We start from the raw sequence: 12059 nt of genomic DNA on the forward strand, positions 1-12059 counted from the left end.
TACAGGCTTCAAGCCCGGGTTTTCCGGGCTTGAAGCCTGTACCGGTAGAATTGAGAACGGCTAGCATGCTAGCCGGAATTTATTAGTTTTTGCCTATCACGTCTCTTGCCGACTACCCGGCAACTGACATACGGAAAAGGACACCACGCGTGGTTTTGAAGCTTTCCACAACGTTCCTGCGCACCCTGCGCGAAGATCCAGTTGACGCCGAGGTGGCCAGCCACAAGCTGCTGGTCCGCGCTGGTTACATCCGCCGCGCCGCCCCGGGAATCTACACCTGGTTGCCGCTGGGCCTGCGCGTTCTGGCACGTGTGGAAGCGATCGTCCGCGAGGAAATGAACGCCATCGGCGCCCAGGAAGTCCACTTCCCGGCCCTGCTGCCGCGCGAGCCCTACGAGCAGACCGGACGTTGGACCGAATACGGCGAGGGACTGTTCCGCCTTAAGGACCGCAAGGAAGCCGACTACCTGCTGGCGCCTACCCACGAGGAAATGTTCACCCTTCTGGTCAAGGACCTCTACAACTCCTACAAGGACCTTCCGGTCTACCTGTACCAGATCCAGAACAAATACCGTGATGAAGCACGTCCTCGCGCCGGTCTGCTGCGCGGGCGCGAATTCATCATGAAGGACTCCTACTCCTTCAACATCGACGACGAAGGTCTGGACGAGGCGTACATGGCGCACCGCGGCGCCTACCTTAAGATTTTCGAGCGCTTGGGCCTTGAGGTTGTTCCGGTCTTCGCACAGGCCGGTGCCATGGGCGGTTCAAAGTCGGAAGAATTCCTGCACCCTACCGCGATCGGCGAAGACACCTTCGTGCGCTCGCCGGGCGGATATGCAGCCAACGTCGAGGCGGTCACCACCGTGGTTCCTGACGCCATTGATTACTCGCAGCTGCCTGCCTTCGAAGTTCTTGATACCCCTGATGCGCCGACCATCGATACCCTGGTGGCAGTCTCCAACGAGATCCGACCACGCGGCGACCGAGCCTGGGAAGCAAAGGACACGTTGAAGAACGTCGTTCTGGCCATCATCGATCCAGAGGGCAACCGTCACCTGGTGGTGCTCGGCGTGCCCGGCGACCGCCAGGTGGATGAGAAGCGTTTGGAAGCGACCATCGGCGCTGCCCTCGGCATCAATGGCGAGGTAGGCGTAGAGCAGGCCAACGCCGAAGACCTGAAGGCCCACCCGGAAATCGTCACCGGCTACCTTGGCCCGGCCCTGGGATTGGACCGCCAGTTGTTGGGCAAGGATACCGAGGGCGGGATCACCTACCTGGTCGATCCGCGCGTGGTTTCGGGAAGTTCCTGGATCACCGGTGCCAACGAGCAAGGCAAGCACGTCTACGATCTGGTTGCCGGCCGTGACTTCACCTTCGACGGCACTATCGAAGCTGTCAACGTGCTGGAAGGCGATCCAGCTCCGGACGGTTCCGGTCCGCTGCGCACCGAACGCGGCATCGAGATGGGGCACATCTTCCAGCTTGGTCGCAAGTACGCTGAAGCGCTTGAGCTGAAGGTGCTCGACCAGAACGGCAAGCTGCAGGTGGTCACCATGGGCTCCTATGGCATTGGCGTCACCCGTGCGGTGGCAGCATTGGCCGAGGCCTACCACGATGAGAACGGCCTTGCCTGGCCGAAGCAGGTTGCTCCTGCAGACATCCACATCGTCGTCACCGGCAAGGGGGCAGAACTCTTGGAGGCCGCAGAAAAGCTGGCCAACGAATTTGAGGCTGCCGGCAAGGAAGTTATCTTCGATGACCGTCCAAAGGTTTCTGCCGGCGTGAAGTTCTCCGATGCCGAGCTGATCGGCGTCCCAACCATCGTCGTCGTCGGACGCGGTTTGGCAGATGGCGTAGTAGAGGTCAAGGACCGTGCTACCGGTGAACGCCGCGATGTTGCACTGACCGAGGTTGTGGCGGAACTTTCAGCCTAGTCCGGGAATTGCCGAGCGATGAAAATTGAATAGGAGAGTAGCGCGGTGCAAGAGGTATTAGATTTCCTGTCCGTCAACGGCCAACCGGTTTCCCTGTGGGCATTGCTCCTGCTGTTGATAGCAGGATTCGGTGCTGGGTGGATCGACGCGGTGGTCGGCGGCGGGGGACTGATCCAATTGCCCGCGCTACTACTATTCCCAGGCATCACTCCGGTTCAGGCGCTGGCCACCAACAAGCTTGGATCGATCTTCGGGACGACCACCAGCGCCGTCACCTACTATCGGCGCACCAGCCCCGACCTCAAGACAGCAATACCCATGGCCATCACCGCCATGATCGGCGCCTTTGGCGGCGCCGGACTGGCCACGATTCTACCGGCACAGGCCATCAAACCGATCATCATTGCCGCCCTCATCGCGGTACTGCTCTTCACCATCTTTAAGCCCACCGCCGGTGAACTGACCCGGCTTCGCTACACCGGTAAACAGCACTATTTCATGGCGGTCCTGATCGGACTCGTCATCGGTGTCTACGACGGCATGATCGGGCCAGGCACCGGGTCGTTCCTGATTATTGCCATGGTCACCGTGCTCGGCTATAACTTTCTTCAGTCATCGGCCAAGGCGAAGATCGTCAATCTCTGCACCAATCTCGGAGCCCTGGCACTGTTCATTCCCACCGGTCATGTGCTGATGGGACTTGGCCTGGCAATGGGTGTGATGAACATGCTCGGGGGCTACCTCGGGGCACGCATGGCGATTTCTCGCGGCAGCAAATTCATTCGTATTGTCTTTGTCGTCGTGGTGGCGGGGCTGATTCTTAAATTGGGCTCGGATCTTATCCTCGGCAAGTAGACACCCGGCGCTCTATCTGCCTATGAATCAGAGTCTGCACAATGAATCTGTATGGCCCGTCAAATTTACGGAACAGTTCTTGCCAATCCCCGCTATGACTGTTTGACTGACAGAAATATTTCACGTCAGATATGGATATTCCGTAGGTGAAAGCAATGTCTAAGAAACAGAGCACGGTTTCGAGCGAGTCTATGGACAGGACGACGATTCCAGATCTCGCGGGAATTGATCGAGACTTTGAGCAACATCGCCAATCGGAGTTGCAACAACGTCGTCGGCTTACGGGCAAATTATGGAAGTATGCTCTGGGCCGTGCGACGCGTGAATTCTCTAGGAATAAATGCACCGATTTGGCGGCCAGCCTGACCTATTTCACCATGCTCTCAATTTTTCCGGCCCTCTTGGCGGTAGTTTCAATGCTTGGCGTTGTCGGGCAGGCTGAAGAAACAACACAGACGCTGCTCTCATTGCTCAGGGAGTTCGCCAGTGACCAAGTTGTTTCAACCCTGAAGCAGCCCATCGAGCAATTGACCGCCGCACCATCCGCAGGATTCGCCCTCGTTGTTGGTCTTGTCGGCGCCGTCTGGAGTGCTTCCGGATATGTGGGAGCTTTTGGCAGGGCGCTGAACCAGATCTATTCGGTTCACGAGGGTCGATCCTTTTTCAAGCTGAAGCCCGTACTCCTGATGGTGACGATCTTCCTGCTTCTTGCAGTAGCGGTGATGGCAATTCTCTTCATTCTTTCCGGCACCTTCGCACAAAAACTTGGAAACTTTATTGGGCTGGGAGAAACGGCACTTGCAGTGTGGAACATTGCTAAGTGGCCCGTAATGATCATCTTCGCCGTCATGCTTGTGGCGGTCTTGTATTACGGCACCCCGAACGTCAAGGCGGCCCGGTTTCGTGTACTCAGCGCCGGTGCCTTCGTCGCGTTGGTCGTTCTGGGACTGGCGACGGTGGGATTCTTTTACTATGTGTCCAACTTCGGCAGCTATAACAAAACGTACGGTGCAATTGGCGGCGTAATCGTTCTCCTGCTGTGGATTTGGATTGCCAATCAGTCGCTACTATTTGGCGCGGTGCTCGACGTTGAGCTTGAAAGGGCGAGAGAACTGAGCCAGGGCGAGCGTGCCGGCCGCTCATTGCAGCTTGAACCTCGGGAAGCAGCAGGCATAGTGAAGCACGAAGAAAAATTGGAACGAGATGTTCAAAGGGCCGAGAGTCTTCGCCTGACAAGTGAGATTTCTGCGGAGGATCAAGCAGAAAAGAAGTTCTGGAAAGACAGGGAATCCTGAGCGACAGCAAGAAGGGATCGAGTCTTCATAGATCTCGATCCCTTCCATTCTAAGAGGATTAGGCAGTGCGGCTTTCTGCACCCGTTGGCAAGCCCGGGTACTTAACGCCGCTGACGCCTCGCATTGGAGGCAGCGCGTGGGCAAGTGCGCTATGCGGTAGCGGGTCAACCCTGAAGGTAATGCTCGATGCCTTTGCAGCGTCCATGTAGAGGTCTTTGATGGTCTTGTCCTCCGCATATGGCGCAACCAACTCTAGATCTGCGCAACCGATGATCACGTAGGTAAAGCAAAGATCTCCGTTGTCTGGGTCTAGGGTTGCGATGAGAACCGGCGGTTGGTGAACGACAACCAACGCCATGACGTCGGTCAAGGTTTCATCATGCTGTGCGATGACGATTGGCATGCCTTCGCTCCAACCGTGTTCTTTCAGTTTTTCGCGAGCCTGGCGAGAGCCCACTGTTTCGGCAACGAGCTCTGCAATTTTAGATCGAACGAAGCGACCGGGCATAGTTCTCCACCTCCAACTGAAGCGATCCAAGCATGCAATCACTTCTTCCAACTGACAGCTCCGAAGCGGATAATTCCTTTCCGGAAATTTGACCACAATTTACGAATTTAAAATTGTAGTCTATGAATTACCGTAACCTTAATTGGCGAAATGTGCGAGATAAGTTCATCCTTCGAGAGGCCCTTGACCCTACCGGGGGACTTTGCATGACCAGCATTATTGACCCAAATCATTCCATGTCAAACATGGGTGGCAAGCAGTGATTCTCTCTGTCGCGGTACGCTGTCGCGGGAGCTTGGCGGTAGGAATCCGGGTAAATTCTTGACTAAAACTTAAGTATCTGGATTGAGCGGCGGCTAGATGAACTTGGTAGCGAACGCCGCTAATCTTGCATGGAATATACGAATTTTAGATTTCGGCCGTTATCTGAACGTGATAGTCAATTCATCTGAAAATTGAACCTTGAATCATTCAGAGCGCGGTGGAGTTACCCAGGTTGTCGGGGGTGGGGGAAATTAGGAACTTGAGCTCAAATTGAGGATGGGTTGAGGTTTCTTTGAGCTTTGGTTTGAATAGAGAACCTCGAATGCCACGGATGAGGCAACGCTTTGAGCTTGTCCATCGGTATTGCCGGCTGCGGTCAACAACGCCGAGGCGAAGTCATCACTGGCCGCAGAGGAGACCTTGGTTAGATTCTTGAGCGCACCCTCTGGCAGCTGGTAGGCCGGCAGACGTAGATCGGCGCACCCCTCGGTCCAGATGCTGCGCAGCCGGTCCAATTGGTCGTTTAACTCTTTGCGCTGATCTTCAATTGCTGATGCTGCTGCACTGGTTCCGCGGGCTGCTTCAAGTTGCAGAACATAGTCCAGGGCGTAGCCTCGATCCAGGGCGCGGGCGAGCGAAACGGACTCTGCTGTAGGCCCATCAATTTCCGCAGGTGTATTGACGAGCATTGAAGGGTCGCTGATGCACGCGACGCCATCGGTCTCTCCTGCCGAATTCATGCTCGCCGCTTTCTCCCCGTGCAGTGGCTCTGGTAGGGATGCGGCCTGTTTCTTTTCTGTTTGTTCCAGCGCGGTGCGGGCGTCAAAGTTCATTTGGAACGCAACCTGTGCGAGTTTTTGGCCCTGTTTCAGGTCGCCCGATGGCGGCAGAGACATCGAATGGCTCAACTCGGCAACATCGGTCGCCAGATCAGAAACGGCAGACGATGAATACTCTGCAGGGATCTGAGGTTTGGGCTGGTCATCGTAACTAAGCTGGCCAAGAAGATCGGCACCCTGGGAGAGCGTTGTCTCCATCGCCGTCAGCGCGGCAGACTCTTGCTTATCTGAGCTCAGCTTTGCTAATGCCTGTGCGCGGGCATCCAGATCCGCCAATTGTGCGCCGAGGAGCCACTGCTCTTTTTGCGCATCGGATGCCTGCGCTACCGCTTCGGGCTGGCCTGCCTCGATCAGTGATCCCTTGAAGACCGTCATACCTACAGCCCAGGTCGCACCGGCAGCAACGACGGCTGCAAGTACGGGTGCTACCCATTGTGGAGCGCGACGGGTTTGAGGGCGGCGAGAATTGCTGGGGCGCGGGGAAGAAGCAGTCATATCGAGAATGATCATGCCATGAAGTGCTGAAAACTTGATGGGTCTGCAGCTTCTGAGCCTGGCGTGTGGCGTAATTGAAGGCGTGAGTTCTTTCACCTGAAGCGGTCAACGAGTTCTCAAGTGGCTGTTGGGGAGATACGCTTAACGGACAACATCGAATAGCGTGGGAGGATATCCATGACCGGTATGCCGGCCGATACCGAACAGGAAGCGCAGCGTCTGAGTACCGCGCTTAACAAGGAAGTAGAATCCCACGGGTTAATTCTGGAGGAAGTCACCCTCCGCCCCAGCGGCAAGCAGATGATTATTCAGATCATCGTGGACAAGGCCGACGGACACGATTCAGTCAACCTGGACGAGCTCGGCGAAGTGACCACCACTATTTCTAACGCATTGGACCGTGATCCGGTCTATGCATCCGCGTCCCCTTATGAACTTGAAGTCAGCTCGCCGGGCCTGTCCCGCCCGCTGACTGCACAGCGCCATTGGGTACGCGCCCTGAACCGCATGGTCAAGGTGAGCTTGACCGACGGCACCAAGCTCCGTGGGCGCCTCACCGAAGTCAATGACGACGACGTTGTTATTGTCGAGCACCGCGAGCCAGCCAAGAAGGGAATGAAGGCCAAGGTCCTTGATCCGGCCACGTATTCCTTCGACAACATCCGTAAAGCAGTCGTCGACCCGGAGTTGAACTTCGACGATTCGCTCTTTGACAACATCGATACCGAAGATTTGGAGGGCTAAGCGTGGATATTGATCTCGACGCACTGCGCATCCTGGAAAAAGACCGCGATATCCCCATGGATGTGCTGATTCCGACCATCGAATCCGCGCTGCTGCTGGCCTACAACAAGACCGATGGCGCCATGCCGGGGGCTCGCGCGCACATTGAGCGCAGCAACGGCCACGTCTCGATCCTGGTTGAGGACCGCGACGCCGCAGGCGTTGTGCTCGGCGAATTCGACGACACCCCGCACGGTTTTGGCCGCATCGCCGCCTCCACCGCACGCCAGGTGATCATGCAGCGTCTGCGTGAAGCCGAGGACGCACAGGTAGTCGGCGAGTACGCTGCCCGCGTCGGCACCCTGATTTCCGGAGTCATCCAGCAGGGCTACTCCTCGCACATGGTTCAGGTGAACATTGGCGCCATTGAGGCGCTGCTGCCGCCGGTGGAGCAGGTGCCGGGCGAAACCTACAAGCACGGCGACCGCCTGCGCGCCTACGTGGTTTCGGCTGAACGCGGCAACAAGGGTCCAGCGGTGACCCTGTCCCGCTCGCACCCTAACCTGGTGCGCCTGCTGTTCGAAATGGAAGTTCCTGAGATCGCCGACGGCACCGTCGAAGTTGAAGCGCTGGCCCGTGAAGCTGGCCACCGCACCAAGATCGCCGTGCGCGCCACCAAGCCTGGCGTCAACGCCAAGGGCGCTTGCATTGGCGAGATGGGCACCCGTGTGCGCGCTGTCATGAACGAGCTGAACGACGAGAAGATCGACATCGTTGACTACAACGAAGATCCAGCAAAGTTCATCGCGGCTGCGCTTTCGCCCTCAAAGGTGGTCTCGGTAGAAATCCTCGACTACGACGAGCGCCGCGCCCGCGTGGTGGTTCCGGATTCGCAGTTGTCGCTGGCCATCGGTAAGGAGGGCCAGAATGCCCGCCTTGCGGCCAAGCTGACCGGCTGGCGCATCGACATCCTCGCTGCTTCCGGCGGCAAGGAGCCACAGCTTTAGACGGCTGTTTTAACGGTTTGAGCCAGTCATGGCGGATGACGGTGTGCGCGTGATACCAATCTCACGCGCACACCGGTCTATAAACGCGCTAGACTGGTAGTTGGTTCTTTTCAACGGGAAGGTGGCGACGGCGCTCGCATGAAGCTGCATCAGCAACGCACGTGCATTGGCTGTCGGACCTCTACCGATAGGAAAGAACTCATTCGTTGGGTCCTCAATGACGATGCACCGCCGCGTGCGGTGCTTCTTGATGTGCACAGCAACGCCTCGGGGCGTGGTGCGTGGACCCACGAAAATGAAAAGTGCGTGCGGCAAGCGGTGCAGCGCCGAGCATTCGCCAGGGCCTTTCGGGCCCCGGTAGATGATGCCACGGTGCTGGCGCAATTTACCGCACGCGAAGATCGGCCGGGAGCGTCCCGGCTATCTGGCAATCATGATGAAAGCGGGTCAGAAATCTGATGGCAACCCGATGAGTCCGCAATGTTGAGCGCACACCGATGAACAATCAGTTCTGCGTGATCCACCGTGCGGCGGAAGAATTTCACGAAATACATAGCTGATCTGCCAGAGCTCCGCAGTCTTTTTGACCGCAGGGTTTATGCAGATCACATCAAAACAGGAGAGATGTGGCTAAACCCCGCGTTCACGAGCTCGCCAAAGAGCTCGGAATCACTTCGAAAGAAGCACTAACCAAATTGCAGGACATGGGCGAGTTCGTTCGCTCGGCGTCCTCCACCGTTGAGCCTCCGGTAGCGCGCAAGCTGCGCGACGCATTCCCAGGTTCCAACGCCGGCGCAGCCAAGCCTGCCGCCGCTCCAAAGCCAGCAGCAGCCACCCCGGGTGCCGGCCGTCCAGCCGCCCCGAAGCCAGGCGGCGCAAAGCCGGCAGCTGCAGCCCCAGGTCCACGCCCGGCAGCCAAGCCTGCTGCAGCGGCACCTGCACCAGCGAAGCCTGCGGCCGCTGCTCCGGCAGCGCCAAAGGCAACTCCAGGCGCTCCGGTACCGGGTGCTCCAAAGCCTGCGGCAGCACGCCCAGGCGCACCAAAGCCAGGTACCCCGCGTCCGGGCAACAACCCATTCAGCTCCCAGCAGGGTATGCGCTCGGCTGATGCTGGAGAACGCCGTGGCGGCAACCGCGACGGTGCTCGCGCACCTCGTCCGGGTGCTCCACGTCCAGGCGGTCCACGCCCAGGCAACAACCCATTCAGCTCCCAGCAGGGCATGCGCTCCGAAGGCGGCCAGGGCGGTCCACGCCCACCACGCGACGGTGCGCGCGGTCCACGTCCGGGCGGTCAGGGTCAGGGCGGTCCACGCCCACCACGTGACGGCCAGCGCGGTCCACGTCCAGCCGGTCAGGGCGGTCCACGCCCAGCTGGTGCCGGCGGCCCACGCCCAGCAGGCCAGGGCGGCCCACGTCCAGCCGGTCAGGGCGGTCCACGTCCAGCCGGTGCAGCAGGTCCACGTCCGGGCGGCACCACTGCCACCCCACGCATGATGCCTAACCGCACCGAACGTCCAGCCCCAGCAGGCGGCGGACGTCCAGGCGGCGGCGCTGGCGGCCGTGGTCGTCCAGGCGGCGGCAGCGGCGGCGGTACCGGTGGCGGCTTCCGTCCGGGTGCACCACGCGGACGCGGCGGCGTCGGCGGTGCTTTCGGCAAGGGAGGCGCCGGTCGCGGCAAGCAGCGCAAGTCCAAGCGCGCAAAGCGCCAGGAATTGGAGCAGATGAGCGCTCCGTCGTTGGGCGGCGTGAATGTTCCACGCGGCACCGGTGACACCGAGATCCGTCTGCGCCGCGGCGCGTCGATCACCGATTTCGCAGACAAGATCGGCGCAAACCCGGCAGCACTGGTGACCGTACTGTTCCACCTCGGTGAAATGGCTACCGCAACCCAGTCGCTGGATGAGGCAACCTTCGAGGTCCTCGGCGAAGAGCTGGGCTACAAGGTAGCAGTCGTCTCCCCAGAGGATGAAGACCGCGAGCTGCTCGAAGGCTTCGGCCTTGACCTGGACGCCGAACTTGAGGCTGAAGGCGAAGACGAGCTCGAAGAGCGCGCACCGGTGATCACGATCATGGGCCACGTCGACCACGGTAAGACCCGACTGCTGGATGCCATCCGCCAGTCGAACGTCATCGAGGGCGAGCACGGCGGCATCACCCAGCACATCGGTGCATACCAGATCGTGCACGAGCACGAGGGCCGCGACCGCGCGATGACCTTCATCGATACCCCGGGCCACGAGGCGTTCACCGCCATGCGTGCCCGCGGTGCCGAGGTCACCGACGTTGCAGTGCTGGTTGTCGCAGCGGACGACGGCGTTATGCCGCAGACCGTTGAGGCGCTGAACCATGCACAGGCCGCCGGCGTGCCGATCATCGTCGCAGTGAACAAGATCGATAAGCCGGAAGCAAACCCTGACAAGGTCATGGGCCAGCTCACCGAATACGGTCTGGTGCCTGAGGAATACGGTGGCGACACCATGTTCGTGAAGGTTTCTGCACTGCAGAAGCTGGGCATCCAAGAACTGCTCGACGCAGTGCTGCTGACTTCCGACGTCATGGAGCTGCAGGCAAACCCGGACAAGTCCGCCCGTGGTGTGGCCATCGAAGCCAACCTGGACAAGGGCCGCGGCTCGGTTGTCACCGTGCTGGTTCAGTCCGGCACCCTGGCAGTGGGCGACACCATGGTGGTGGGCACCGCCCACGGCCGTGTGCGTGCAATGTTCAACGAGAACGGCGAGAACCTCGACGTGGCTCTGCCATCGCGCCCGGTTCAGGTCCTGGGTCTGTCCTCCGTGCCTCGCGCTGGCGACAGCTTCCTGGTCACCGAGGACGAGCGCACCGCACGTCAGATCGCTGAAAAGCGCGAGACCGCTGAGCGCAACGCCCAGCTGGCCAAGCGTCGCAAGCGCATCACCCTGGAAGACTTCGACAAGGCAGTGGCAGAGGGCAAGATCGATACCCTCAACCTGATCCTCAAGGGCGACGCCTCCGGTGCTGTGGAAGCACTGGAAGACTCGCTGATGAAGATCGACGTGGGAGAAGACGTGCAGCTGCGCGTCATCCACCGCGGCGTGGGTGCCATCACCCAGAACGACGTCAACCTGGCTACCGTGGACAACGCCATCATCATTGGCTTCAACGTCCGCCCAGCCGAGCGCGTTGCCGAACTGGCCGACAAGGAAGGCGTCGACATGCGCTTCTACTCGGTCATCTACGCAGCCATCGACGACATCGAGGCAGCCCTCAAGGGCATGCTCAAGCCGGAGTACGAAGAGGTGGAGCTCGGCACCGCCGAGATCCGCCAGGTGTTCCGCTCCTCCAAGTGGGGCAACATCGCCGGTTCGATCATCCGCTCGGGCACCATCAAGCGCAATTCCAAGGCACGCCTGGTGCGCGATGGCAACGTGGTCGCCGACAACCTGTCGATCGACTCGCTGCGCCGCGAGAAGGACGATGTCACCGAGGTCCGCGAAGGCTTCGAGTGCGGCATCGGCCTGGGGTCGTTCAACGACATCAAGGAAGGCGACATCATCGAGACCTTCGAGATGCGCGAGAAGCCACGCGCCTAATAGCCAACAGCTATTAGCAGTGTGACTCACCGATTCGTGGGCGTTTGACCGCTAGTATGTGGTCAAGCGCCCACGAATTTTGAACCATAAGGAGAAAATCATGGCTGATTCAGCCCGTGCCGCACGCCTTGCCAAGCGCGTGCAGGTCCTCATGGCCCAGTCGCTGCGTACGGTCATCAAGGACGAGCGCATCGACAACGTGACGGTGACCGACGCCCGAGTTACCAACGACCTGCAGCACGCCACCGTGTACTACACGGTCTTCGGCGATGACGACGCCAAGAAGGACGTTGCAGAGCTGCTGGTCAAGCGCGGGGGTGCCCTGCGCAAGGAGTTGGGCCGCAACCTGACCATCCGTCTGACCCCAACCCTGGAATTCGTCGCAGATGAGATTCCCGAGGGTGCATCGCACCTGGAGGAGCTGCTGGCCAAGGCCCGCGAAAAGGATGCAGAAGTTGCAGCGCTGCGCGAAGGCAAGACCTTCGCCGGCGAAGAGGATCCTTACAAGAAGGACGCAGAAGACGAGGAAGCCGAAGCCTAAGCAACGGACCACGTTAAAACCTCCGG

At 59.5% G+C, this 12059-nt stretch carries 10 protein-coding genes; 8 read left to right on the forward strand and 2 right to left on the reverse strand.

Features of this window, described 5'->3' with window-relative positions; all coding sequences use genetic code 11:
* Nucleotides 1-149: 149 nt before the first annotated feature.
* From RUH64_RS04410 to RUH64_RS04420, 3 genes are all read left to right on the forward strand, one after another.
* The gene (locus tag RUH64_RS04410) at nt 150-1937 is read left to right on the forward strand and encodes a proline--tRNA ligase (protein WP_313811601.1); all 1788 of its coding nucleotides are present in this window, start codon (nt 150-152) and stop codon (nt 1935-1937) included.
* 66 nt (nt 1938-2003) lie between these two features.
* On the forward strand, nt 2004-2792 hold the full coding sequence (locus RUH64_RS04415) for a sulfite exporter TauE/SafE family protein (RefSeq protein ID WP_396275987.1): 789 nt from the start codon (nt 2004-2006) through the stop codon (nt 2790-2792).
* Between the two features lie 155 nt (nt 2793-2947).
* Nucleotides 2948-4087: a YihY/virulence factor BrkB family protein gene (locus tag RUH64_RS04420; RefSeq protein ID WP_313811605.1), complete on the forward strand. Its 1140-nt coding sequence runs from the start codon at nt 2948-2950 to the stop codon at nt 4085-4087.
* A gap of 58 nt (nt 4088-4145) precedes the next feature.
* Here the strand turns inward: RUH64_RS04420 and RUH64_RS04425 are convergent, their stop codons facing one another.
* Nucleotides 4146-4490 carry a hypothetical protein gene (locus RUH64_RS04425; RefSeq protein WP_313811607.1) on the reverse strand — a complete coding sequence of 115 codons (345 nt, stop codon included), beginning with the start codon at nt 4488-4490 and terminating at the stop codon, nt 4146-4148.
* Nucleotides 4491-5110: 620 nt separating this feature from the next.
* Nucleotides 5111-6193: a hypothetical protein gene (locus tag RUH64_RS04430; RefSeq protein WP_313811609.1), complete on the reverse strand. Its 1083-nt coding sequence runs from the start codon at nt 6191-6193 to the stop codon at nt 5111-5113.
* A 177-nt stretch (nt 6194-6370) separates the two neighbouring features.
* Between RUH64_RS04430 and rimP the strand changes: the two genes are divergently transcribed.
* From rimP to rbfA, 5 genes are all read left to right on the forward strand, one after another.
* Nucleotides 6371-6937, forward strand: a complete 567-nt coding sequence (gene rimP, locus RUH64_RS04435; protein WP_313811611.1) for a ribosome maturation factor RimP — start codon at nt 6371-6373, stop codon at nt 6935-6937.
* A gap of 2 nt (nt 6938-6939) precedes the next feature.
* Nucleotides 6940-7923, forward strand: coding sequence for a transcription termination factor NusA (nusA, locus tag RUH64_RS04440; protein WP_313811613.1), 984 nt, complete (start codon nt 6940-6942; stop codon nt 7921-7923).
* Between the two features lie 138 nt (nt 7924-8061).
* Nucleotides 8062-8382, forward strand: coding sequence for a YlxR family protein (locus RUH64_RS04445; RefSeq protein WP_313811615.1), 321 nt, complete (start codon nt 8062-8064; stop codon nt 8380-8382).
* Nucleotides 8383-8549: 167 nt separating this feature from the next.
* Nucleotides 8550-11492, forward strand: coding sequence for a translation initiation factor IF-2 (gene infB / locus RUH64_RS04450; RefSeq protein WP_313811617.1), 2943 nt, complete (start codon nt 8550-8552; stop codon nt 11490-11492).
* Between the two features lie 100 nt (nt 11493-11592).
* Nucleotides 11593-12033 (forward strand): 30S ribosome-binding factor RbfA, encoded by a 441-nt coding sequence (rbfA, locus tag RUH64_RS04455; RefSeq protein WP_313811619.1) that lies wholly within the window; start codon nt 11593-11595, stop codon nt 12031-12033.
* Nucleotides 12034-12059: the final 26 nt, after the last annotated feature.

This window comes from Glutamicibacter sp., from assembly GCF_032154645.1.
GTDB lineage: Bacteria > Actinomycetota > Actinomycetes > Actinomycetales > Micrococcaceae > Glutamicibacter.